Source organism: Promicromonospora alba (assembly GCF_042654905.1).
Lineage (GTDB): Bacteria > Actinomycetota > Actinomycetes > Actinomycetales > Cellulomonadaceae > Promicromonospora > Promicromonospora alba.
The window spans coordinates 44,879-68,412 of the sequence record NZ_JBHSFI010000003.1; the positions used below are offsets into that span (position 1 = coordinate 44,879).

Genomic DNA, 23,534 nt, shown 5'->3' on the forward strand with positions numbered 1-23,534 from the left:
CGACCACTGACACTCCCGCGCGGGAGTCACCTCACGTCGGACCTCACAGCCGGACCTCACAGCCGGAGCGGCGGGGCGGCGTCGGCAGGTGCGCCCTTCTCGAAGAGCACCGACCGGAGTACCGCGGGCCGGAACAGCTCGGTGGGCGGGGCCACGAGCGCCAGCACCTGGCGGAACGTGTCCTGGACCTCAGGATTGACCCCGCAGCGTTCCTGCACCCTGGCCAGGTACCAGCCCGTGAACCGGTCACGGAGGGACTGGTTGGCGGCATTGCCCGTGACTCCCGGACGTGCCTTGTCCGCGCCGGTCGAGATGGCCCAGGCGTGGCCGGAGGCCGCGAGCAGCGCCGCCTGGGTCCTGCGGTTCGACGTCCCGGCGGCAAGGCTCTCGTCGAGCGCGACGGCCGCGAGCGCCGCCGTCGACATGCCCTGCCCGAACACCGGGTTCAGCGCGCACAGGGCGTCGCCCGTGACGAGCAGGCCCTCCGGGACCGTCCGGTCGTACGCCCGGCGCACGTTCTCCGTCCTGAGATACCCGTACACCGGCGAGACCGGCTCTGCCTCGTCGATCCACTGCCGTACCAGGGGGTGCGGCTGGCGGTCGGCCAGCGCCTCGAACGCCCCTGGTGCGGTGGGCAGGGCCTCGCCCCGCGGGGTGGCGAAGGTGATCATGTGGGTGCCCGCGGGCTCGACCGGCACGATCACGGCGCCCATCGTCTCCCCCACCAGGTACACGAGGCGGGCGTCGGTCAGGGCGCCGTCCGAGCCGTCGCGGTAGACGCGCGTGGCGTAGCCGATGCCGGACACCACACGGTCCTCGGCGGGCCGGACCCCGCCGAGGCGCTCCAGCCACTCCGACGTGTGCGAGGACCGTCCGGAGGCGTCGACCACCAGGTCCGCGGCCAGCTCGGTCGGCACGGTTGGCAGCTCCGTCGGCTCGGCGCCGGCCCGCTCCCCGCCGCGCTCGCGCAGCAGCACACCGGTGACCCGCTCGGCGGTCCCGGTCAGCCCGACGACGTCGGTGCCCTGCACCGCCGTGATCCCCGGGTGCGCCAGCACCCTGGTCCGCACCCCGTGCTCCAGCAGGGGCCGGGTGAGGCACAGCGTCGTGGAGATCGCGGGCCCCCGCCCGAACCAGCGGCCACGCATGTTCTGCAGGTAGTCGGTGGGCGACCGGACCTGGAGCGCCCCGGCGGCCAACAGCTCGACCTCGAGGCCGGGCAGGAACCGCTCGATGGCCAGCAGCCCGCTCTCCAGCAGGAGATGGGTGTGCCTGCTCTGCGGCACACCCTTGCGCGGCTCCGGCCGGTCCGGGTACCGGTCGCGCTCGACGATCGTCACCCGCCCGGCATGCCGGGCGAGCGCTACCGCCGCGAGCAGGCCGGCGATGCTCCCCCCGACGACGACCGCATGCCCTCTGCCGCCGCCGATACCGTCACCCAGTCCCTCACCGTTGCCCTGCCGAGCCTCGTCCACCCGCCCGTCGCCCACGCGGCACCACCCCTCCCCGATCAGCGAGACCCGTCAGCCAGACCTGTCAGTCAGACCCGTCAGCCAGACCCGTCAGCCAGACCCGTCAGTCAGTGCAGCGTGCCGGCGACCCCGGCGGGCTCCACCGCCTCGCCGCGGGCCGTGGCGAGCGCCGTGCGCACCACGATCTCCAGGGCGCTGACGAGCGACTCGAGCGGGAGGTGCGGCTCGCCGCCGTCCGACAGCGCGGACGCCGTGGCGTCTCCCCCGACCTCCTCGGTGGTGCGCGGCACGTGGACGAAGCCGGACAGCACGCCCGGCCGCTCGGCCAGCGCGTGCTGCAGCGCGTAGAACGCGGCGTTGCAGACGTACGTCCCGGCGCTGTACGTGACGCCTGCGGGGATGCCCGCCGCGCGGACGGCGGCGACGGCGGCCTTGGCCGGGAGGGTCGTGAACCGGGCGTCGGGGCCGCCGTCGGCCACCGGGGCGTCGACGGGCTGGGTGCCGCCGTTGTCGGGGATCCGGGCGTCCATGAGGTTGATCGCCACCTGCTCGACCCGCACCTGGGTGACGCCGGCGGCCAGGCCCACGGCGAGGACGACGTCGGGCGCGTGCTCGTCGAGCAGCCGCAGCAGGAGGCCGTCGGCAGAGCGGACCTGGTCGAACTCGACCGGCAGGACGGCCGTGACCAGCTCGTCCGGGCCGGTCCAGCGCGCCGCGAGGGCCGTGACCGCTTCCCCTGACGAGTTGACGGCGTCACCGCCGAACGGCTCGAACCCTGTGACCAGTACCTTCATCGCGCACGCTCCTCACCGGGCCGTGCGGATCACGCCGGCCGGATCACGCGGAGTCTGCCTCCGCCTCCTGCGCGACCTCTTCGGCCACGCGCTGCCACAGGGTATCTACCTGTGCGCGTAGATTGTCCTCGCTCCCCGAACCGTCCAGGGTGAAGTCCGCGAGGGCGAGCCGCTCGTCGTCGGCGGCCTGCGACGCGAGCCGGGAGCGCGCGGCCTCCTCGCTCAGCCCGCGGCCCTCGACGAGGCGGCGCACCCGCTGCTCGGCGGGCGTGTGCACCACGACCAGCAGGTGGAAGTGCTCGGCCTGCCCGGTCTCCACCAGCAGCGGGATGTCGTGCACGATGACTGCGGTCGGGTCCGCGGCGGCCGACATGGCCTCCCGTTCCGCCGAGAGCCGCCGCACCTCCGGATGCACTATGTCGTTCAGGCGGCGGCGCGCGGCCGCGTCGGCGAAGACCAGGGCGCCGAGCCCCGGCCGGTCCAGGCCGCCGTCCGGCGTCAGGACGACGTCGCCGAACGCCTCGACGATCGCGGCGAGGCCCACCGATCCTGGCGCGACCGCCTCCCGCGCCAGCAGGTCGTGGTCGATGACGACGGCGCCGAGCTCGGCCAGGCGTGCTGTCGCGACCGACTTGCCGGCCGCGATACCTCCGGTGAGTCCGATTCGAAACATGTGCTCCATCCTGCCCCCTCCGGCCCGGCGCTGTCAGACGAACGTCGGACGAAGGTCGGACAGGGCCGGATCCGAGGGGACGGGAGGGAGTCGCTCCGGAGCCTCAGACCCGGGCCGGCGTCCGCGCGGACTGCCGCTCGGGCGTGAACTCCACGGGCAGCACGGCCGGGTAACGCGACCAGGGCGACGGGGCCCACGTGACCTCGGGATCGGTGAGGCGCAGGTCGAGGCGCTCCATGAGGCTCTCGACGGCGATCTTCACGACCAGCCGCCCCGGACGCCTGGCCGGGCACGCGTGCGGCCCGACGCCGAACGACAGGTGCGACCGGTTGTTCGCCTCGAAGAGGTCGTCGGTGGTGCGCACCCGCGGGTCGTTGTTCGCGGCGGCCAGGCCCATGACTATCGCGTCCCCGGCCTGGATCCGCACCCGGCCGAGCGTGCAGTCGGTCACGGCGTACCGGGCCGGCAGGTTGGCGACCGGCGGCTCGCTCCACAGCGTCTCGTCCATCGCGTCGTCGAGGCCGCGGCGCACGCCCGTGACCCGGCCGGTGTACCGGGGGTCGGTGAGCATCCGGCGCAGCGTGGCCGCGATCCACGTCACGAGCATCTCGTTGGCCGCGCAGATCGCCACCACCATCGAGTGCACGATCTCCGTGTCGTCCTCGAAGCTCGGGTGCTCGACGAAGCGGGCGGTCAGGTTGTTCCCCGGGTCCTCCCGCGTCGCGAGGACGTGGTCGAGCACTATCTGGTCCATGGTGGCCAGCGCTGTCACGGAATCGCCACCGTGCCCGAAGATGCCGTGCGCGCACCGCAGGAGGGCGATGCCCTGCCGCTCGTCGAACCCGAACATGCCCGACACCGACAGGAACGAGACCGCCGCGGCGTACCCGCCGATCAGGTCCGCGTGGCCCTGGGCAGCGAACGAGTCGATCAGCCGGCTGCACACGCCGCGCACCATCGCGGCGGTCTGCGCCTCGTCGATGCCCGCGAACGCCTCGTCCACCGGGAGCCGCAGCCGCCGGTGGTCCGCGCCGTCCGCGTAGTACAGCGCGCGCCGTCCGGCCGGGGAGAGGATCGCGTGCAGGGTCGAGTCCAGCGGCAGCCGCTCGTTCCAGTGCCGCGGGTCGCGCGCGAAGACGCTCTCCGTGCGCATCACCTCCATGACCTCGGCGTGCCCCAGCACGAGCCAGCCGGGCACTCCGGGCTCCAGGTCGACGGGGGCCACGGGCCCCCACCGGTCCTGCAGCTTCCGCAGTTCTGCGGTCATGTCCTTCGCCCCGGTCAGATCTACCAGCGCCACGCGACCTCCGCTCCGCTGCGGCTCCAGGTCAGGCATGGCCCTCCACCCGTCGATATTCATCGAATCATCCATCGAAGTATGGGGCGACCTGCGTAGACGCCCGATCGTGGGTTTCTATCACGGGCTGCGGAGAACACGTAACACCCGTGTGGTCCAGCTCACTGTCGGTGGACCAGCTACCTTCGGGTCACCTGTGCGCGGGGCCGAGGAGCCCGCGACACCGAACCGAACCTGCCCGCGTGCGACGATGCAGTCGTGAGCATGCACGGTGGCGGTGGAAGCATGGGCGGGGGCCGCGCGATGCGGTCGTTCACGCAGGACGGCTCGGTCGCCCACGAGCGCCTCGGCCGGGCCACGCTGCGGCGCATAGTGGGTTTCGCCCGCCCCTACCGGGGCCGGCTGACCCTGTTCGTGCTGATCCTGGCCCTCGAGGCCGCCGCGGGCGCCGCCACGCCGTTGCTCTTCCAGCGGATCATCGACGACGGCATCACGGGCGGCGACACCCGCCTGGTCGTCCTGCTGGCCGCCGCCGCGGCGGTGCTCGCGATCCTCGCCGCCGGGCTGTCGGTGGCGGACCGGCTCGTGTCGTCCCAGGTCGGCGAGGGACTGATCCTCGACCTGCGGATAGCCGTGTTCGACCACGTCCAGCGCATGCCGCTGGCCTTCTTCTCCCGGGCCCGTACGGGTGCGCTCGTGCAGCGCCTCAACGGCGACGTGCTCGGCGCGCAGCGCGCCTTCACGTCGACCCTGCAGACGGTGGTCTCCAACACCCTGACCATCGCCTTCACGCTCGCGGCGATGCTCACCATGTCCTGGGAGCTCACACTCGGCGCCCTCGTCCTGGTGCCGCTGTTCGTGTTCCCGGCGCGCTGGTTCGGCCGCCGGCTCGCCGCCCTGACCCGCCGCGGCATGGAGGTCGACGCCGACCTGGGCCAGGTCATGAACGAGCGGTTCAACGTGTCCGGCGCCCACCTCGTCAAGGTCTTCGGCGACCCCGCGACCGAGTCCGAGCGGTTCGCCGAGCCCGCCCGCGAGCGCCGCGACCTGGGCGTGCGGACGGCGCTCCTGGGTACCTGGTTCCGGGTGGGGCTGTCGACCATCGCGTCCCTGGCCGTGGCGGGCGTGTACGGGCTGGGCGGGCTGCAGGCCATCGCGGGCGAGCTCACGGTCGGCACGGTCGTGGCGCTCGCCACGTACCTCACGCGTCTGTACGGGCCGCTGACGGCGATGGCGAACGTCCAGGTCGACGTGATGACGGCGCTCGTGTCGTTCGAGCGGGTGCTCGAGGTGCTGGACCTGGAGCCGTCGGTGGCCGAGAAGCCGGACGCCGTCGACCTGCGGGCCGCCGTGGCCGCCCGGGGCGCCTCGATCTCGCTGGCTGACGTGACGTTCCGGTACCCCCGGGCCGAGGAGGTGTCGCTCGCCTCCCTGGAGTCGGTGGCGGGGCCGCGCAAGGATCCGACGGCGGACACGCTGGTCGACGTCTCGTTCGAGGTCCCGGCGGGCTCCATGGTGGCGCTCGTCGGCCCGTCCGGGGCGGGCAAGACCACGATCTCGCAGCTGGTCAGCCGCATGTACGACCCGACGTCGGGCTCGGTACGCATCGCCGGGACCGACCTGCGGGACGTGACGTTCGCGTCACTGCGGGCCACGGTCGGCGTCGTGTCCCAGGATGCCCACCTGTTCCACGACACGATGTCCGCGAACCTGCGGTTCGTGCGCCCGGAGGCCACGGACGCCGACCTGGAGCGGGTGCTGCGCCAGGCCCGCATCTGGGACCTCGTCGACAGGCTGCCCGAGGGCCTGGAGACCGTCGTGGGCGACCGCGGCTACCGGCTGTCCGGCGGTGAGCGGCAGCGCCTCGCGATCGCGCGCCTGCTGCTCAAGGCGCCCGACGTCGTGGTGCTCGACGAGGCCACCGCGCACCTCGACTCGGAGTCCGAGGCCGCCGTGCAGGTCGCGCTCGACCAGGCCCTCGCGGGGCGGACGTCGCTGGTCATCGCGCACCGCCTGTCCACGGTGCGCGCGGCGGACCGCATAGTGGTGCTCGCCGACGGGCGGGTGGCCGAGGCGGGGACGCACACAGAGCTGCTGGCCGCCGGGGGCCTGTACGCCGACCTGTACCGGACCCAGTTCGCCGCGACCGGCTGACCGAGGGTTCAAAGGCCCAGCGGTTGAGCGCGTGCTCCGCGGCACGGGCTGGGAGGATGTGCCCTGTGGACTCCCACCACCACCAGCACGCGCCGGACAGCCATCGTGGCCGCCTCACCGCCGCGTTCACGATCACGACGGCGGTGCTGCTCGCCCAGGTCGTCGGCGCCGCGCTGACGGGCAGCCTCGCGCTGCTCGTGGACACGGTGCACCTGCTGACCGACGCCGGTGGCCTCGCGATGGCCCTGTTCGCCGCGCGGCTGATGGAGCGGCCGGCGTCGGCCCGGCGCACCTGGGGCTACCGCAGGGCCGAGGTGATCGCGGCCCTCGCCCAGTCCGGCGTCCTGCTCGCCGTCGGCGTGTACGTGCTCGTCGAGGGCATCTCGCGGCTCGTCGCACCCCCTGCGGTGCCCGGCGGCGAGCTCGTGGTGTTCGGCCTGATCGGCCTGGTGGGAAACATCGCGGCGATGGCGGTGCTCGCCGGAGGGCGTACCGCCAACCTGAACCTGCGCGCCGCGTTCCTCGAGGTGGTCAGCGACGCCCTGGGCTCGCTCGCGGTGGTCGTCGCGGCGGTCGTCATCACCCTGACGGGCTGGCAGCGGGCCGACGTCGTCGCGGGGCTGCTCATCGGCGCCCTCATCCTCCCGCGCGCGCTCAGGCTGCTGCGGGAGACCGTGTCCGTGCTCCTGGAGTCGTCACCGCCGGGCCTGGACCTCGACGAGGTCCGCGCGCACCTGCTGAAGCTCGACCACGTCGAGGACGTGCACGACATGCACGCGTCGCTCATCGCCACGGGCCTCCCCGTGCTGAGCGCCCACGTGGTTGTCGGCACCGACTGCTTCACCGACGGCCACGCCGCCCGCATCCTCGACCAGCTGCAGGAGTGCGTGGCCGAGCACTTCGACATCGCCGTCGAGCACTCCACGTTCCAGGTGGAGCCGCACACCCACCCCGCCCACGAGCGCGCGCAGCACGTCTGACCGCTGCGGGCCCGGCTACGGTGCGGACGTCGGGTTCCGGATCGCGGCGTCGATCCGGGCGAGCACTGCCCGCGACCGCTCCAGCTCGGACCGGTACCGCTCGGGCAGGTCGGCGGCGAGCCGGCGGCGCATCTCGACCGCCTCCCGCGCGTGCCCCAGCGCGGCGACGTTGTCGCCGACCGCGCTCATCGCGCTGGCCAGGTTGGAGAGCGCGAGCGCCAGGTCGGGCCGGTGCTTGTCCGGGTTCTCCAGGACGAGCTGGCGGCGCATCATCACCGCCTCCCGCATCGGCGGCAGCGCGTCGGCGGCCCGGTCGAGGTCGAGCAGTGTGGCCCCCAGGTTCGCGAGCGCCTCCGCGAGACCCGTGCGGTACTTCTCCGGCTGCTCGCGCACGAGCCGGCGCAGCATGTCGACCGCCTCCTGCGTGGGCGGCAGCGCCTCGTCGAACCGGCCCAGGTCGGCGTACCGCACGCCCAGGTTGGACAGGGACTGCGCGAGGTACTTCAGGGACCGGGCGTTCCCGCCGGCCAGGCCGCGGCGGATGGCCACCGCCTCCTCCTCCAGCAGCACCGCCTCGTCGTACCTGCCGCGCCGGGCCAGGGTGACGCCGAGGTTCGACAGCGAGTGCGCGAGGTAGTGCAGGTACCGGTCGGGGTGCTCGCGGGCGAGGTCGCGCCGGATCTCCAGCGCCTCCCGCTCCAACCGGAGCGACTCGTCGGCACGGCCGGTGGTCGAGTACAGCGCGCCGAGCGCCGAGAGCGCGCCGGCGAGGTCGGGGCGGGTCCCGCGCGCGTTCTCCTTGGCGAGGCGGCGCTGGAGCTCCAGCGCCTCCACGAGCACCACGCCCGCCTCCTCGTACCGCCCGAGGGCCTCCAGGGTGGTGCCGAGCTGGCCGAGCGACCAGGCCAGCTCCCCGAGGTGCTCGGGACGGGCGGCGGCGAGCCTGCGGCGGATCGCGACGGCCTCGGCGTTCGCGGGCAGCGCGTCCTCCGGCCGCCCGCTCTCGGTCAGGGCCTCGAAGTTGCCCAGCACAGCGGCGACCTGCGGCTCGTACTGGACCGGGTCGCCCTCCGCGAGGCGGCGGTAGATCTCGAGCGACGCCCGCTGCGCCACCTCGATCTCGCCGACCCGGCCGAGCTCCGTGTAGGACACCCCCGCGTTCTGGAGGGCGTGTGCGTGCTCGGCGTCCGCCCACAACTCGTCGCCCGGGGGAAACCGGCGGCACAGGGTGATCACCTCCTCCTGCACGGCGAGGGCGTCGCCGTGCCTGCCCACCGCCCGGTACCCCGTCCCCAGGTTGTTCAGGGCCGTGCACAGCGCGGGCCGGTACCGGTTCTCGTCGCCCCAGGCGAGGCCGCGCCACAGGCCCACCGCCTCCTGCAGGACGCCGATCGCGACGTCGGGCTCGCCCTCGGCGATCAGCACCATGCCGAGGTCGGTCAGCGCCTCACCATGTTCGGCGTCGCTGCCGGTCGCCCGGGCGAGGTCCGCCACCCGGTGCGTGAGGCGGTCGAGCACCGGCACGGCCAGGGGGCCTGACGAGCGCGGCAGCCGACGGGAGGCCCGCATCAACGCGGGCAGGTCCGCCGCCCGTCCGGCGGGCAGGGCGGACGCCGCGGCCTCGATCAGCTCGCCGGTGACGTCGCGCTCGGCGACCGGCCGGTCGAGACCCATCTCGGTCGCGAACGCCAGCATCGCGAACGCCTCCCCCGGCGCCAGGTCGTGCGTGCAGGCGGCGGTGAGCTCTTCGGACGCCGCAAGGGTGCGCGAGACGAGCAGCTCGGCCAGCCGTGGGACCGCCGGCAGGTGCGCGCGGACCCACGCCACGGCGTCCGCCGTCCGGCCCGCGACGGGCTCCGCGCCGGCCCGGCGCAGCGCGGCGCGGATGCCCTCGTCCGTGGGGTCGCCGAGCAGTGTCGCCACGGCCAGTGCCGCCTCGGCGGCGCCAGGCGCGAACCCCGCGTCAGCGTCCGAGCCCGCCCACCGGGCGCGCTCGTGGTCGAGCACCAGGTCGAGCGCGCCTACCGGGTCAACGACGTCGTTGCCGCCGTCGAGCACCGTCGCCAGCGCTGCCGCGTGCAGGTCGAGCGCGCGCACCTGCTGGTCGGGCTCCACCGGGAACCGAAGCCGCGGGACCGGTCGGCCCAGCGCCCTGGCGAAGCGCGTGGCCGCTGCCTCGACGAGCGCGCGATAGTCGCCAGACCGCTCGATCTCCAGCCCGAGCGCGGGGTCGAAGGCGACGTCGAGGGTCCTGTCGAGGGCGGGCTCCAGCGCCATCTGGGTGACCGACGGCGTCCGGCCGGCCCACAGCTGGCTGGTCCACCGCTCCCTGCGCCACCACTGCCCGCCGCTGCGGGCGGTGCACAGGACGCGCAGGCGCCCCCGCGTCCGGGTGGACCCGATGGCATCGAGCATCGCGGGCAGGCCCGGCCGGGACGCCGCGTCATCGACGACCAGCAGGACACGGCGACTGTCCGACGACGCGGAGACCGCGGCGGCCTCCGCGCCCGGCGGCACGTGGACCACCGTCCATCCGGTGCGCCGCAGGCTCTTGCCGAGCTCGAGCACCAGGCGCGTCTTGCCCACACCACCGAGCCCGCACAGCAGCCGTAGCGCCACCGGTTCCCGCGACCGCACCCACGACCGCAGCTCCGCCAGCTCCCGCCCGCGGCCCATGAACGGCACCACCGCGCGCTCGGGCTCGAGGAGAGCGGCTGGGCTCGTGCCCCGCGTCTCGTCGGGTCCGGGTCGGCTCATGGGGAGTCATCCAACAACACCTCGGTCCGTCTGACCAGCACGCCTGTGATACACCAGGAAGCCGCACCGAACGGCGTCGTCCCAGGTCAGAGGCCTGAATGCGGCCACAGGGCCGGGCGCTGCACCGCATCATGAAAACACCGGCGACCCGCCCGGGGAACGACGACGGCCCGCCGCCCCCGAAGGGGCGACGGGCCGTCGATCAGCTCGGGTCAGTTACCCGTGAGCTTCTCACGGAGCGCGGCGAGCGCCTCGTCAGAGGCCAGCGTCCCGCCGACCTCCTCGACCGGAGCCGAGGAGTAGGTGGTGCTGCTGCTGCTGCCGCCACCGCTGGACGAGGCCGCGGCCGCGGGGGCCTCGGTCGCCTCGGTGTCCGCGGTGAGCGCCTCGGCGACCTGCTTGCGGTGCGCGGTCCAGCGCTCGTGCGCCTTGGCGTACTCCGCCTCCCACGCCTCGCGCTGGGTCTCGAAGCCCTCGAGCCACTCGTTGGTCTCCGGGTCGAAGCCGTCCGGGTACTTGTAGTTCCCGGCGTCGTCGTACTCGGCGGCCATGCCGTACAGCGCGGGGTCGAAGTCCTCGGACTCCGGGTCCACGCCCTCGTTGGCCTGCTTGAGCGACAGCGAGATGCGGCGGCGCTCCAGGTCGATGTCGATGACCTTGACGAAGACCTCGGCACCGACGGTGACGACCTGCTCGGGCAGCTCGACGTGGCGCACGGCCAGCTCCGAGATGTGGACCAGGCCCTCGATGCCGTCCTCGACGCGGACGAACGCACCGAACGGGACGAGCTTGGTGACCTTACCCGGCACGACCTGACCGATGGCGTGCGTACGGGCGAAGGTCTGCCACGGGTCCTCCTGCGTCGCCTTCAGCGACAGGGAGACACGCTCGCGGTCGAAGTCGACGTCGAGCACCTCGACCGTGACCTCCTGGCCGACCTCGACGACCTCGGACGGGTGGTCGATGTGCTTCCAGGACAGCTCCGAGACGTGCACCAGACCGTCGACGCCGCCGAGGTCCACGAACGCACCGAAGTTGACGATCGAGGAGACGACACCCGGGCGCACCTGGCCCTTCTGCAGCGTCTGCAGGAAGGTGGAGCGAACCTCGGACTGCGTCTGCTCGAGCCAGGCACGGCGCGACAGCACGACGTTGTTCCGGTTCTTGTCGAGCTCGATGATCTTGGCCTCGATCTCCTTGCCGACGTACGGCTGGAGGTCGCGGACGCGACGCATCTCCACGAGGGAGGCGGGGAGGAAGCCGCGCAGGCCGATGTCGAGGATGAGGCCGCCCTTGACGACCTCGATGACGGTGCCGGTGACGACGCCGTCCTCTTCCTTGATCTTCTCGATCGTGCCCCAGGCGCGCTCGTACTGTGCGCGCTTCTTGGACAGGATCAGGCGGCCTTCCTTGTCCTCCTTCTGGAGAACCAGGGCCTCGACGGCGTCGCCGACGGAGACAACCTCGCCAGGGTCGACGTCGTGCTTGATCGAGAGCTCCCGGGACGGGATCACACCCTCGGTCTTGTAGCCGATGTCAAGAAGGACCTCGTCGCGGTCCACCTTGACGATCGTGCCTTCGACGATGTCCCCATCGTTGAAGTACTTGATGGTGGCGTCGATGGCAGCAAGGAAGTCCTCCTCGGTGCCGATGTCATTGATGGCAACCTGGGGTGCGGACTTCGCGGGGGTGGAGATGGTCATTGAGTTCGATGCTCCGATGCGGACATGGTGTAGTAAGGACAGGGTCTGTTTGAGCTCTGCTTGTGCTGTGCTCGTGAGGTGCTGACGATCGCCGAAAGGCGCACGGCACCGCCAGCCATCCTAGTGGCGTCGCAGCGCCCCGGTCAACGCGAGCCAGGGCGCCGCGAGGCGGCAGTGCGAGGCGGCAGTGCGAGGCGGCAGTTCGAGCCCTCAGAGCGCGAGCTCCAGGTCCTTGCCGGGGATCGCGTCGAGCAGGGCCCGCGTGTAGTCCGTGGCGGGCGAGTCGAAGACCGAGTCGACGGTCCCCTCCTCGACCACTCGCCCGTCCTGCATCACCAGCACGCGGTCGGCGATCTGCCGCACGACGGCGAGATCGTGCGTGATGAAGAGGTAGGTCAGCCCCAGCTCCTCCTGGAGGCCGGCGAGCAGCTGCAGGATCTGCGCCTGCACCACCACGTCGAGCGCCGAGACCGCCTCGTCGCAGACCACGAGCTCCGGCGACAGCGCCAGGGCGCGGGCGATCGCCACGCGCTGGCGCTGGCCGCCGGACAGCTCGGAGGGGAACCGCTGCAGCTGGCCCTTGCTGAGCGCCACCTGGTCGGCGAGCTCCTCCACCCGGGCCCGCCGGGCCGCCACGTCACCGTAGGAGTGCGCGCGCAGCGGCTCCTCGATCGCGCGGTACACCGAGTAGAGCGGGTCGAGCGACGAGTAGGGGTCCTGGAACACGGGCTGGACCCGGCGCCGGTAGGCGATCTGGTCGCGGTGGTTGCCAGCGCCCACGAGGCCGCCGTCGAACGTGATCGAACCGGTGGTCGGCTTCTCGATGTCGAGGATCATCCGGGCGAGGGTCGACTTGCCCGAACCCGACTCCCCCACCACGGCCACCGTGGAGCCGCGCGGTATGTCGAGGCTCACGCCGTCGACCGCCGTGAAGTCCTTGGCGCGGGAGAACAGTCCGTTGCCCCGGATGGAGAACACCTTGCTCACGTCCCGAACGGACACCAGGTTCGCCGAGTCTGCCGAAGTAGAGCGCGTGTCCGCCTCTCCGGTGGGTGCACCTTCCGCGTCCTCGGACACGCGCTCTACTTCGGCAGACCCTGGGGAACCGTGGGCCAGGAGGGCGTCCTCCAGGACGTCGTCCAGGCCGCGCTCGCGCGCGATCTCGATGCGCCGCGAGGCGAGGGACGGCGCTGCCGCCATGAGGCGCTTGGTGTACTCGTGCTGCGGGTCGGTGAGGACCTGGCGCGCGGGACCCTGCTCGACGATGTCACCGCGGTACATGACCACGACGACGTCGGCACGCTCGGCCGCGAGGCCGAGGTCGTGCGTGATGAGCAGCACCGCCGTGCCCAGCTCCTCGGTCAGCCCGGAGAGCTGGTCGAGGATGCCCCGCTGCACGGTCACGTCGAGCGCCGACGTCGGCTCGTCCGCCACCAGCAGGGCCGGACGGCCCGACAGGCCCATGGCGATCAGCGCGCGCTGACGCATGCCGCCGGAGAACTCGTGCGGGTACTGGCTCGCCCGGCGCCGCGCGTCCGGCAGGCCGACCTCGTCGAGCAGCTCGACCGTGCGGGTACGTGCGTCCCGGCGGGTGCGCAGGCCGTTGTCGATCAGGCCCTCGTCGATCTGCTGCCCGATCCGCATGATCGGGTCGAGGTTGGTCATCGGGTCCTGCGGCACGAGGCCGAGCTCGGTGCCGCGCAGCTGCGCCATGCGCTGCGGGCTGACCTTGCCCAGGTCCTCGTCCTTGAACCAGATGTGCCCCTCGGCCACCGAGCCGTTGCTGGCCAGCAGGCCGAGGACAGCCATGGCCAGGGTGGTCTTGCCGGAGCCCGACTCCCCCACGATCGCCACGGTCTGCCCGCGCCGGACGGTCAGGTTCGCGTTCGCGACGGCGCGTGCCGCACCGTTCTCGGTGCGGAAGTCGACGCACAGGTCCTCGACGCGCAGGACGACGTCGGCGGCCTCCGGTCCGGCCACAGAGTCGGACGCTGTGCCGGAGGTCTTCTGCTCAGGGGTGTCGCTCATTTTCGGGTCCTGTTCCGGGGGTCGAGGGCCTCGCGCAGGCTCTCGCCCACGAGGGTGAAGCCGAGGGCCGTCACGGCGATACAGATACCGGGCAGGATCGCCAGGCGCGGCGCGACCGCCAGCTCCTGCTGCGCGGCCGTCAGCATGCGGCCCCACTCGGCGGTGGAGGGCTCGCCGCCACCCAGGCCGAGGAAGGACAGCGCAGCCGCCTCGATCACTGCCGTGGCGAGGGTCAGCGTCGCCTGCACGATGACCGGGCCGACGCTGTTGGGCAGCACGTGGCTCATGGTCACCGAGCGCCGGCTCAGGCCCAGCGCCGACGCGGCCAGCACGTAGTCCTGGCCGCGCTGCGCGAGCATCGAGCCGCGCAGCAGGCGGGCGAAGATCGGGACCTGCACCACACCGATGGCGACGATGACCGACATCGAGGACTGGCCGGCGATCGCGGCGATCGAGACGGCCAGCAGCAGCGACGGCACGGACAGCATCAGGTCCACCAGGCGCATCGCGCCGAAGTCGACCCACTTGCCGAACCAGCCCGCGAGCAGGCCCAGGGCCATACCGCCAGCCAGGCCGAACAGCGTGGACAGGACGCCCACCAGGAGCGACGCGCGGGCGCCCCAGATCAGCTTGCTGAGCACGTCGCCGCCGTAGCGGTCCAGGCCCAGCGGGTACTCGGCCGACGGCCCGGGGATCATCGTCGGGCGCACCTCGGCCCGGCCCGGCAGCTCGTGGGCGCCGTACGGTGCGATCAGCGGGGCGAGCAGCGCGATGAGCACGAACGCCGCGACGATCACGAAACCGGCGATCGCCACCGGGTTCTTGCGGAGCGTGCGCCAGGCACGCGTCCAGACGCCCTCGCCGCCGTGGTCGGCACCGCCCGGCCCGTCGCCGTGGATGCTGGTGTGGAGCGGCTGGGCAGCCGCGCCGTCGGTCAGGGGGAGCTCGTTGGCACTCACTGCTGCCTCCTCAGCCTGGGGTCGATCAGCCCGTACGACACGTCGACGAACAGGTTCACGAGGGCGTACACGATCGCGATCATCAGGACGAAGCCCTGCATCACCGGGTAGTCGGCGTTGAACACGGCTTCCGCGAGGAACGAGCCGATGCCGCTGAACGCGAAGACCGTCTCGGTGAGCACGGCGCCCGACAGCAGCAGGCCGACCTGCAGGCCGATGGTCGTCAGCACCGGGAGCATCGCGTTCTTCAGGATGTGCTCGCCGCGCAGCCGGGCGGGCTTGATGCCCTTGGCGCGGGCGGTACGGACGTAGTCGGCGTTCTGCACCTCGGACACCGCGGCGCGGGTCATCCGCGCGACGATCGCCAGCGGGATCGTGCCGAGCGCGATGCCGGGCAGGATCAGGTGGACCAACGCGTCCCATGCGGCGTCCCACTCACCGGTGAGCAGTCCGTCTAGCACGTAGAAGTTCGTCGGATGCGTCGCGATCATCGTCGGGTCCTGCCGCCCCGTGGAGGGGAACCAGCCCAGCTCCACGGCGAACAGGTACTTCAGGATGAAGGCGAGGAAGAACACCGGCACGGTGACGCCGATCAGCGACACGACGACCGACGAGTGGTCGATGATCGAGCCGGCACGGCGAGCAGCGACGTAGCCGAGCGGGATGCCGATGCCGATCGCGATGATCAGCGCGACGACGGTCAGCTCGATCGTCGCGGGGAAGCGCGTGATGAACTCGTCCAGCACCGGACGGCCGGTCCGCGTGGAGACACCGAAGTCCCCGGTCAGCAGGCGGCCCAGGTACTTGAAGTACTGGATGTGCAACGGCTGGTCGAAGCCGTACAGGGTGTTGATACGAGCGATGGCCTCTGGTGTGGCCCGCTCGCCCAGCAGGGCGGTCGCGGGGCCGCCGGGCAGCGCCCGGACCCACGCGAACAACAGCACCGACAGCCCTAGGAGCAGCGGTATCAGGAGCAGCAACCGCTGCACGATGAGGCGGAGCATACCTATCCTCAGGAAGATCCTCGAAAGTCACGGACAGCGGTCGGGGCGCGGCAGGCGCCGCGCCCCGACCTGAGCACTTCACCCTAAGGCGCGATGCACCCTAGGTGTGTCATCGGGTTCTCTTACTCCGAGAACGTGATGACGCTGTAGACCTCGTCCTGCACCGGCGACACCGGGTAGTCCTGCACCTGCTCCGTGAAGGCGAGCGACGGCACCGGGCTGGCGAGCGGCACGCCCGGCAGGAACTCCATCACGGCCTCGTTCGCGGCCTTGTACTGGGCCTCCTGCTGGTCGACGTCGGCGTACCGCGCGTCGCTCAGGCTCTTGAAGAGGTCCGGGTCGTTGAAGCCCCACTCGGACGACTCGGCGCCGAAGAAGGTGCCGATGAAGTTGTAGGTGTCGTTGTAGTCACCCGTCCAGCCGAGCAGGTGCAGCCCGTGGTTCTCGCTGCCCTGGATGGTGTCCAGGTAGGTGGGGCTCCACGGCTCCGGCGTCGCCGTCACCGTGATGCCGACCTCCTCGAGGTCTGCCGAGATGGCCTCGTAGATCGCCGCGGCGTCCGGCATGTACGGACGCGAGACGTCGGTCGGGTAGTTGAACTCGAGCTCGAGGTTCTCCTGCCCGGCCTCCGCCAGGAGGCTCTTGGCCTTGTCCTGGTCGAACTCGTACTGCGCGACGTCCTCGCTGAAGCCGGAGACGATCGAGGGCACGAACTGCGTGGCGACCTCGGTGCCCTCGGGCAGCGCGGCCGCGGCCAGCGCCTCCTTGTCGATCGCGTGCGCGATCGCCTGGCGGACGCGGATGTCGTCCAGCGGCTTCTGCTTCTGGTTCATGCCCAGGTACAGGATGTTGAACGGCTCGCGGTTCAGGATCTGGTAGCCCGACTCCGCGAGGGCGTCGACGTCGGCCGGGGCGACCAGGTCGTAGCCGTCGATGTCGCCGGCCTCGAGCGCCTGGCGGCGCGCGGTGCCATCGGCGATCACCGTGAAGACGATGTTCTTGACGTCCAGGATCTCGCCCCAGTAGCCGTCGAACGCCTTGAGCGTGACCGACTCGCCGGTCTTCCACTCGTCGAACGTGTACGGGCCGGTGCCGACCGGGTGCGCGGTGGCGTACTCGGAGAGCTCAGGAGCGTCCTCGGCGCCGCCGACCTCGTCCGCGTTGAACTCCTCGAGCACCGCCGGCGACTGCATGGAGAACGACGGCAGCGAGAGCGCGGGGACGAGCTCGGGCAGCGGGCTCTTCAGCTTCACGACAGCGGTCGCGGCGTCCGAGGCCGCGCACGAGTCGTACTTGCCGTTCTCGCCCTGACCACCGAACACGTGCGTGTAGTAGTACGACAGCGACTCGGACGCGGCCAGGCCGGTCCAGTTCGCCCACCGGTCGAAGTTGAAGCACACGGCCTCGGCGTCGAAGTCGGTGTCGTCGTGGAACTTGACACCCTCCTTGAGGTGGAAGGTGTACTCCAGGCCGTCCTCGCTGATGTCCCAGCTCTCGGCGAGCAGGGGGGCCGGGTCGGCGGTGCCGGGCTCGACCCCGACGAGGCCCTCGAAGATCTGGCGTGCGACCCGGAACGACTCGCCGTCACTGGCGAACGCGGGGTCGAGCGATCCGGGGTCTGCGGATGCGGCGAACACGAAGGTGTCCTTGCCGCCGCCCTCGCCGCTGCCCTCGGGGTCCCGCTCGCTGGCGACACATCCACTCAGAGCCACTGCGAGCGCAGTCACCAGGGTGACGCCGCCCGCAAGGCGCGTAGCGCGTCGACGCATGGCACTCTCCTTCCTCGAGCGCATCGGCGAGCCCGGGTTCGGGACACGACGACACGCAGACGTTTGCGCCTGACCTTAGGAGCCTTCTCGTTGCCTGCGTATTTCGCTTCCCTGACCGGAATCCAATCGTGACCCTTTTGTTATGGCCGCTCCTGTGGTATTCGCCCGTGACTCATAGACACAGCCGTACGAATCCATAGGAAGCAGACAGGGGCGATGATTGCCTAGTGAGCGATGACCAGCCCGTGTCCTTCGGCTACCGCGACCTGCCCGACGACGCCGGGGCCGCCCGGGCGTGGTGGGACGCCAACGCCGAGGAGTACCTCGACGAGCACCGCGACTTCCTCGGCGACGCCGGGTTCCGCTGGGGTCCCGAGGGCCTGACCGAGGCGGAGGCCGGCCTCCTGGGCGACGTCGACGGGCGCGACGTGCTGGAGGTGGGGGCCGGAGCGGCGCACTGCTCGCGCTGGCTCGCCGCCCGCGGGGCCCGGGCCGTCGCCACCGACTACTCGGCGGGCATGCTGGCCGGTGCGAAGCGCCTCGATGCCGCCACGGGCGTCGTCGTGCCGCGGGTCCAGGCGGACGCTCGGGCGCTGCCGTTCGCGGACGGCTCGTTCGACGTCGTCTTCACGTCCTTCGGCGCGCTGCCCTTCGTGCCCGACGCCGTCCCGGTGCACCGGGAGGCCGCCCGCGTGCTGCGCCCGGGCGGACGCTGGGTGTTCTCCGTCACCCATCCTCTGCGGTGGGCGTTCCCCGACGACCCGACCCTGCGCGGCCTGACGGCGTCGCGCTCGTACTTCGACCGCCGCCCGTACGTCGAGGCCGACGCCGCCGGCCGGGTCCTGTACGCGGAGTACCACCGCACCGTGGGTGACCACGTGCGCGACGTCGCCGCCGTGGGCCTGCGCCTGACGAACCTGGTCGAACCGGAGTGGCCGGAGTGGAACGACCAGGTCTGGGGCGGCTGGGGCCCGGAGCGCGGCCGCTACCTCCCGGGCACGGCAGTCTTCGTCACAGTCAAGTCCTGACCGCTCGCTGAGTGCTGGCTATTTGTGGGTCAACGCCTCCAGATCTCACAAATAGCCAGCACTCAACGGCGGGATCAGTGGCCCGCCTCGTGCCAGGTGGCGCCCGTGCCCACCGAGACGTCGAGCGGGACGGTGAGCTCGTAGGCCGCGCCCATCTCGCTGCGCAGGACCTCCTCCGCGGCCTCCCGCTCGCCCGGGAAGACCTCGACCACGAGCTCGTCGTGCACCTGGAGCAGCAGGCGGGAGGAGAGCCCGCGCTCGTCCAGCGCGGTCTGCACCTTGAGCATCGCGAGCTTGATGATGTCCGCGGCGCTGCCCTGGATCGGCGCGTTGAGCGCCATCCGCTCCGCCATCTGGCGGCGCTGCCGGTTGTCGCTCGTGAGGTCGGGCAGGTACCGGCGCCGGCCCAGGATCGTGGCGGTGTACCCGGTCGCCCGCGCCTCCTCGACGACGCCGGAGAGGTAGTCCCGCACGCCGCCGAACCGCTCGAAGTAGTCGTCCATCAGTGTCTGCGCCTCGCCCGTGGCGATGTTGAGCTGCTGCGACAGGCCGAAGGCGCTCAGGCCGTAGGCCAGGCCGTACGACATGGCCTTGATCTTGGAGCGCATCTCCGCGGTCACGCCGGCGGGCTCGACCTCGAACACGCGCGAGCCCACGTACCGGTGCAGGTCCTCCCCCGAGTTGAACGCCTCGATCAGGCCCTCGTCGCCCGACAGGTGCGCCATGATCCGCATCTCGATCTGGCTGTAGTCGGCGGTCAGCAGCGACTCGTAGCCCTCGCCGACCTGGAACGCGCGCCGGATCTGCCGGCCCGCCTCCGTGCGGATCGGGATGTTCTGCAGGTTCGGGTCGGTCGAGCTGAGGCGGCCTGTCGCGGCGATGGTCTGCTGGAACGTCGTGTGGATGCGCCCGTCGGGCGCGACCGACCGGAGCAGCCCCTCGACGGTGGTGCGCAGACGGGACACGTCGCGGTGCGCGAGCAGGTGGGCCAGGAACGGGTGCTCCGTCTTGACGAACAGATCCTGCAGGCTCGCCGCGTCGGTCGTGTAGCCGGTCTTGATCTTCTTGGTCTTGGGCATGCCCAGCTGGTCGAACAGCACCTCCTGCAGCTGCTTGGGGCTGCCGAGGTTCACCTCGCGGCCGATCACGGCGTACGCCTCGGCGGCGGCGTCGGCGACCCCCTGTGCGAACTGCTTCTCCAAGCCGGTCAGGTACTCCGTGTCGGCGGCGATGCCGATGCGCTCCATCCGCGCCAGCACGCCGGACAGCGGCAGCTCGACGTCGTCCAGCAGGTGGGTAGCGCCGCGGTCGGCGAGCTCACCCTCCAAAGCGGCCGCGAGCTCGGCCACGCCGTGGGCCCGCACCGCCTCCGCCTGTCCCTCGGTCTCGCCCTCGAGCGAGAGGTCCAGCGCTCCCTGGGCGCCCTCGGCCTGCGCGACCTTGAGCTCCCGGCCGAGGTGCCGCACCGCGAGATCGCCGAGGTCGTACCCGCGCTGGTCGGGGTAGCAGAGGTAGGCGGCGAGCTCGGTGTCGAAGGCGACGCCCGCCAGGTCCATGCTTCGCGCGGCGAGCATGTGCGCCGCGGCCTTCGCCCCGTGCAGGGTCTTGGGCGCCGCAGGGTCGGCCAGCCAGGCCGCGAGCGCCTTCTCGTCGTCGGGTCCGAGCTGCGTCAGGTCGAGGTAGGCGGCCTCGCCGTCCGGCTCCGCGACGGCCACGGCCCAGGCGTCGCCGCCGCCCGCAACGGTCGTGCCGGCCACGTCGACGCCGACGCGTTCCGAGCGGGCCGCGAGCCAGGCGCCGAGGGCGCCCGGGGCGACGTCGGCCAGGTCGAGCTCGACCCCGCCGGCCACCGGCGTCTCTTCCGCGGCGGCGCCCGCTGGGTCGACGGCGAGAAGCCGGTCGCGCAGCTGGCCGAACTGCAGGGTGTCGGAGACGAGGTGCACCGCCTCCCGGTCGAAGCCCTCGAGGGCGAGGTCGGCCACGCCGAGCGGCAGCTCGACGTCGGTGAGGAGGGCGTTCAGCTCGCGGTTGACCCGGACCTGGTCCAGGTTCGCGCGCAGGCTCTCGCCGGCCTTGCCCTTGACCTCGTCGGCGGCGTCGAGCAGGGCCGCCAGGCCGCCGTACGCGGTGATCCACTTGGCGGCGGTCTTGGGCCCGACACCGGGCACGCCCGGCAGGTTGTCGCTGGTCTCGCCGACGAGCGCCGCGAGGTCCGGGTAGCGCTCAGGGGGCAGGCCGTACTTGGCCTCGACCGCCGCGGGGTCCATGCGGGCCAGCTCGGACACGCCCTTCTTGGGGTACAGGACGGTGACGTCGCCGTTCACCAGCTGCAGCGTGTCGCGGTCACCCGAGCACACCAGCACCTCCATGCCGGCGGTCCTGGCCTGCACGGCGAGGGTCGCCAGGATGTCGTCGGCCTCGATGCCGGCGAGCTCGATCGAGGAGACGTGCAGCGCGTCGAGCACCTCCTTGATGAGCGGGACCTGTCCCTTGAACGCGTCCGGCGTGGCGTCCCGCGTGCCCTTGTACGCGGGGAACCGTTCGGTGCGGAAGGTGACGCGGCCCGCGTCGAACGCCACGCCCAGGTGCGTGGGCTGCTCGTCGCGCAGCAGGTTCGTCAGCATCGACGTGAAGCCGTAGACGGCGTTGGTGATCTGTCCTGAGCTGGTCGCGAGGGTGTCGGGCAGCGCGTAGAACGCCCGATAGGCCATGGAATGGCCATCGATCAGCAGGAGACGGGGGCGGCCCGAGGAGGGCTTGTCCGGAGTACGGCTTGGCACGGTGGAGGTCACGCCTGACAACATAGCCCGCATGACTGACACGAGCGCTTCCGCTGCACCTTCCGAGCCGACGATCGACCAGCCCGTGATCGACTGGAAGGCCCTGTACGGCGGAGCGGACACGACGGGCACGCTCTTCGAGCGGATGGAGATGGAGCTGCTGGAGCTCGCGCCGGACCGCGCGGTCGGGCGGATCCCGGTCAAGGGCAACACCCAGCCGGCGGGGCTGCTGCACGGTGGCGCCTCGGTGGTCCTCGCCGAGACGCTCGGCTCGCTCGCGGCGCAGGCGCACGCGGGCCCCGGCAAGCAGACGGTGGGCATCGAGGTCAGCGCCACGCACCACCGCGGGGCCAAGGAGGGCTACGTCACGGGTACGGCGACCGCTGTCCACCTGGGCCGCACGACGGCGTCGTACGAGATAGCCATCACCGACGACGCGGGCAAGCGGGTGTGCACGGCACGCCTCACCTGCATGATCCTCGGGTAGTCATGATCCTCGGGTAGTACGGAACGGCGCGCTCAGCCGGCCTTCGCGGGCCGGCGGGACGGCGCGCCGCCGCCCACCGGGCGCATGTCGATGGGCCCGGACTCGATGACGGAGCGGGCACGACGCCGGCGGGCGATGAGGTCCTCGAGGCCTACGCGGGCGAACCGGCGGCTCGCGTGCGCACCGTCTCGTGCCGCGGCGTCGGTGGCGAGGCGGCGCTGGAGCGCCGCGACCGACGCCACGCGGTGGCCTGCCGCCGGGGCGAACCCGAGCCGCGCGAGGAAGCGCTGTACCCCGCGGTTACCGGGTACCGGTGCGGAGTAGATGTCCTCGCACCCGTGCTCGGCCGCGAGATCGGTGGCCGCGCGGAGCAGCGCGTGCCCGACGCCGTGGCGACGCGCCCGCGGCGCGACGAACACCATGTCGAGGTACAGGCTCGCGCGAGGGGCGAAGAGGTACGCCGCGACGACCCGGCCCAGGACGACACCGGCGACCTGGCCGTTCTGCTCCGCGACGAGCACGTGTCCGCCGGCGGCGAGCAGCACGCTGAGGTGCTCCAGCAGCCGATCCGTGTCCTGGGCTCCGAGCTGGGCCCCGGTCGGCGAGTCGTCGCGTGCCTCGGCGGCCAGTGCGGCGACGGCCGGCAGGTCGTCCTCGCGGGCAGGGCGTATAGCGAGCACGCTTGTCTCCTTCCGGGATCTGAGCTTCCGGGCCGAGGGCCCGGCTGAGCGGAGAGACTAGTCCTCACCCGGCCGACAGAGAACACGCGAACCGCGTTTTCACCCGCTCTAGAGCGAGGTGCGCGTCAGGCGCCGACCTGCTCGATGACGGCGTCCGCGACCTCGCGCATGGTGAGGCGACGGTCCATCGACGTCTTCTGGATCCAGCGGAACGACTCCGGCTCCGACAGGCCCATCTTGGTCATCAGGAGGCCCTTGGCACGGTCCACGCGCTTCCGCGTCTCGAAGCGTTCGGTGAGGTCAGCGACCTCTGCCTCCAGTGCACCGATCTGCGAGTAGCGCGAGATCGCGATCTCCACGGCGGGCAGCAGGTCGGCCGGGGTGAAGGGCTTCACCACGTACGCCATGGCACCGGCGTCGCGGGCGCGCTCGACGAGCTCGGTCTGCGAGAACGCCGTGAGCAACACCACAGGAGCCGCGTGGGCCTTGCCGATGCGCTCGGCCGCCGAGATGCCGTCCAGCTCGGGCATCTTCACGTCCATCACGACGACGTCGGGCTTGAGCTCGATCGCCAGGTTCACGGCGGTCTCGCCGTCGCCGGCCTCGCCCACGACGTCGAACCCGGCTTCGCGCAGGGTCTCCACGACGTCCATACGGATGAGTGCCTCGTCCTCCGCCACCACGGCGCGGCGCGAGGGGTTGGCAGGAGCGGCCTCCGGCTCGGCGTCGATCATCGGGGGCAGATCCAGGGAAAGCTTCTCGGTGTTCTCGTCGGTCACGGGGTACATCCTACGTCCCGCGTACCCGGGCTTGGGGCCTGGACCTGGGGTGTGGTTCGATGTCCGCCGGGACATGTTCATGTCCCGGCAAGCCGGGTTGGCGGAACAGGCAGACGCGGCGCTCTCAAAAAGCGCTGTCCGAGAGGACATGTGGGTTCGAGTCCCACACCCGGCACACCATGCTCTCCGG

Annotated in this window: 17 protein-coding genes and 1 tRNA gene; 5 read left to right on the top strand and 13 right to left on the bottom strand. The window is 71.8% G+C overall.

What is annotated here, in order from left to right; all coding sequences use genetic code 11:
* Nucleotides 1-56: 56 nt before the first annotated feature.
* From ACFO6V_RS05435 to ACFO6V_RS05450, 4 genes are all read right to left on the bottom strand, one after another.
* Entirely contained in the window at nt 57-1,490 is a 1,434-nt protein-coding gene (locus ACFO6V_RS05435; RefSeq protein WP_377133039.1) for an NAD(P)/FAD-dependent oxidoreductase, read from the bottom strand.
* Nucleotides 1,491-1,579: 89 nt separating this feature from the next.
* Nucleotides 1,580-2,266: a pyroglutamyl-peptidase I gene (locus tag ACFO6V_RS05440; protein ID WP_377133041.1), complete on the bottom strand. Its 687-nt coding sequence runs from the start codon at nt 2,264-2,266 to the stop codon at nt 1,580-1,582.
* 43 nt (nt 2,267-2,309) lie between these two features.
* Nucleotides 2,310-2,939: a dephospho-CoA kinase gene (gene coaE, locus ACFO6V_RS05445; protein WP_377133043.1), complete on the bottom strand. Its 630-nt coding sequence runs from the start codon at nt 2,937-2,939 to the stop codon at nt 2,310-2,312.
* A gap of 103 nt (nt 2,940-3,042) precedes the next feature.
* The gene (locus tag ACFO6V_RS05450) at nt 3,043-4,275 is read right to left on the bottom strand and encodes a cytochrome P450 family protein (RefSeq protein WP_377133045.1); all 1,233 of its coding nucleotides are present in this window, start codon (nt 4,273-4,275) and stop codon (nt 3,043-3,045) included.
* Nucleotides 4,276-4,500: 225 nt separating this feature from the next.
* Between ACFO6V_RS05450 and ACFO6V_RS05455 the strand changes: the two genes are divergently transcribed.
* A complete protein-coding gene (locus ACFO6V_RS05455; protein WP_377135156.1) occupies nt 4,501-6,390 on the top strand; it encodes an ABC transporter ATP-binding protein in 1,890 nt (629 codons plus the stop codon).
* Between the two features lie 56 nt (nt 6,391-6,446).
* Nucleotides 6,447-7,370 carry a cation diffusion facilitator family transporter gene (locus ACFO6V_RS05460; protein WP_377133047.1) on the top strand — a complete coding sequence of 308 codons (924 nt, stop codon included), beginning with the start codon at nt 6,447-6,449 and terminating at the stop codon, nt 7,368-7,370.
* A 15-nt stretch (nt 7,371-7,385) separates the two neighbouring features.
* Here ACFO6V_RS05460 and ACFO6V_RS05465 read toward each other — a convergent pair whose 3' ends face one another.
* From ACFO6V_RS05465 to ACFO6V_RS05490, 6 genes are all read right to left on the bottom strand, one after another.
* Complete coding sequence (locus ACFO6V_RS05465; RefSeq protein WP_377133049.1) at nt 7,386-10,127, bottom strand: tetratricopeptide repeat protein; 2,742 nt, start codon at nt 10,125-10,127, stop codon at nt 7,386-7,388.
* Nucleotides 10,128-10,339: 212 nt separating this feature from the next.
* Nucleotides 10,340-11,830: a 30S ribosomal protein S1 gene (gene rpsA, locus ACFO6V_RS05470; RefSeq protein ID WP_377133051.1), complete on the bottom strand. Its 1,491-nt coding sequence runs from the start codon at nt 11,828-11,830 to the stop codon at nt 10,340-10,342.
* Between the two features lie 210 nt (nt 11,831-12,040).
* Entirely contained in the window at nt 12,041-13,858 is a 1,818-nt protein-coding gene (locus ACFO6V_RS05475) for a dipeptide ABC transporter ATP-binding protein (RefSeq protein ID WP_377133053.1), read from the bottom strand.
* Entirely contained in the window at nt 13,855-14,757 is a 903-nt protein-coding gene (locus ACFO6V_RS05480; protein WP_377135158.1) for an ABC transporter permease, read from the bottom strand. Before ACFO6V_RS05480 ends, ACFO6V_RS05475 begins: the two co-directional genes overlap by 4 nt.
* Nucleotides 14,758-14,813: 56 nt before the next feature.
* Entirely contained in the window at nt 14,814-15,821 is a 1,008-nt protein-coding gene (locus ACFO6V_RS05485) for an ABC transporter permease (protein ID WP_116675627.1), read from the bottom strand.
* A 122-nt stretch (nt 15,822-15,943) separates the two neighbouring features.
* On the bottom strand, nt 15,944-17,590 hold the full coding sequence (locus ACFO6V_RS05490) for an ABC transporter substrate-binding protein (RefSeq protein ID WP_377133056.1): 1,647 nt from the start codon (nt 17,588-17,590) through the stop codon (nt 15,944-15,946).
* Between the two features lie 227 nt (nt 17,591-17,817).
* Between ACFO6V_RS05490 and ACFO6V_RS05495 the strand changes: the two genes are divergently transcribed.
* The gene (locus ACFO6V_RS05495) at nt 17,818-18,618 is read left to right on the top strand and encodes a class I SAM-dependent methyltransferase (RefSeq protein ID WP_377133058.1); all 801 of its coding nucleotides are present in this window, start codon (nt 17,818-17,820) and stop codon (nt 18,616-18,618) included.
* Nucleotides 18,619-18,692: 74 nt separating this feature from the next.
* Here ACFO6V_RS05495 and polA read toward each other — a convergent pair whose 3' ends face one another.
* On the bottom strand, nt 18,693-21,422 hold the full coding sequence (gene polA, locus ACFO6V_RS05500) for a DNA polymerase I (protein ID WP_417715003.1): 2,730 nt from the start codon (nt 21,420-21,422) through the stop codon (nt 18,693-18,695).
* 121 nt (nt 21,423-21,543) lie between these two features.
* On the opposite strand from polA, the gene ACFO6V_RS05505 reads away from it, so the two are divergent.
* Nucleotides 21,544-21,885, top strand: a complete 342-nt coding sequence (locus tag ACFO6V_RS05505) for a PaaI family thioesterase (RefSeq protein ID WP_377135160.1) — start codon at nt 21,544-21,546, stop codon at nt 21,883-21,885.
* A 32-nt stretch (nt 21,886-21,917) separates the two neighbouring features.
* Here ACFO6V_RS05505 and ACFO6V_RS05510 read toward each other — a convergent pair whose 3' ends face one another.
* Together ACFO6V_RS05510 and ACFO6V_RS05515 are read right to left on the bottom strand one after the other, a co-directional pair.
* Nucleotides 21,918-22,565, bottom strand: a complete 648-nt coding sequence (locus ACFO6V_RS05510; protein ID WP_377133062.1) for a GNAT family N-acetyltransferase — start codon at nt 22,563-22,565, stop codon at nt 21,918-21,920.
* Between the two features lie 125 nt (nt 22,566-22,690).
* Entirely contained in the window at nt 22,691-23,299 is a 609-nt protein-coding gene (locus tag ACFO6V_RS05515; RefSeq protein ID WP_233257301.1) for an ANTAR domain-containing response regulator, read from the bottom strand.
* 136 nt (nt 23,300-23,435) lie between these two features.
* On the opposite strand from ACFO6V_RS05515, the gene ACFO6V_RS05520 reads away from it, so the two are divergent.
* Nucleotides 23,436-23,519: transfer RNA gene (locus tag ACFO6V_RS05520), tRNA-Leu, on the top strand.
* Nucleotides 23,520-23,534: the final 15 nt, after the last annotated feature.

Excerpts from the sequence above, each read along its gene's own strand:
- ACFO6V_RS05440 (WP_377133041.1), bottom strand. The coding sequence starts at position 2,266 with ATGAAGGTACTGGTCACAGGGTTCGAGCCGTTCGGCGGTGACGCCGTC.
- coaE (WP_377133043.1), bottom strand. The coding sequence starts at position 2,939 with ATGTTTCGAATCGGACTCACCGGAGGTATCGCGGCCGGCAAGTCGGTC.
- ACFO6V_RS05450 (WP_377133045.1), bottom strand. The coding sequence starts at position 4,275 with ATGCCTGACCTGGAGCCGCAGCGGAGCGGAGGTCGCGTGGCGCTGGTA.
- ACFO6V_RS05455 (WP_377135156.1), top strand. The coding sequence starts at position 4,501 with ATGCACGGTGGCGGTGGAAGCATGGGCGGGGGCCGCGCGATGCGGTCG.
- ACFO6V_RS05460 (WP_377133047.1), top strand. The coding sequence starts at position 6,447 with ATGTGCCCTGTGGACTCCCACCACCACCAGCACGCGCCGGACAGCCAT.
- ACFO6V_RS05465 (WP_377133049.1), bottom strand. The coding sequence starts at position 10,127 with ATGAGCCGACCCGGACCCGACGAGACGCGGGGCACGAGCCCAGCCGCT.
- rpsA (WP_377133051.1), bottom strand. The coding sequence starts at position 11,830 with ATGACCATCTCCACCCCCGCGAAGTCCGCACCCCAGGTTGCCATCAAT.
- ACFO6V_RS05475 (WP_377133053.1), bottom strand. The coding sequence starts at position 13,858 with ATGAGCGACACCCCTGAGCAGAAGACCTCCGGCACAGCGTCCGACTCT.
- ACFO6V_RS05485 (WP_116675627.1), bottom strand. The coding sequence starts at position 15,821 with ATGCTCCGCCTCATCGTGCAGCGGTTGCTGCTCCTGATACCGCTGCTC.
- ACFO6V_RS05490 (WP_377133056.1), bottom strand. The coding sequence starts at position 17,590 with ATGCGTCGACGCGCTACGCGCCTTGCGGGCGGCGTCACCCTGGTGACT.
- polA (WP_417715003.1), bottom strand. The coding sequence starts at position 21,422 with ATGTTGTCAGGCGTGACCTCCACCGTGCCAAGCCGTACTCCGGACAAG.
- ACFO6V_RS05505 (WP_377135160.1), top strand. The coding sequence starts at position 21,544 with ATGGAGATGGAGCTGCTGGAGCTCGCGCCGGACCGCGCGGTCGGGCGG.
- ACFO6V_RS05515 (WP_233257301.1), bottom strand. The coding sequence starts at position 23,299 with ATGATCGACGCCGAGCCGGAGGCCGCTCCTGCCAACCCCTCGCGCCGC.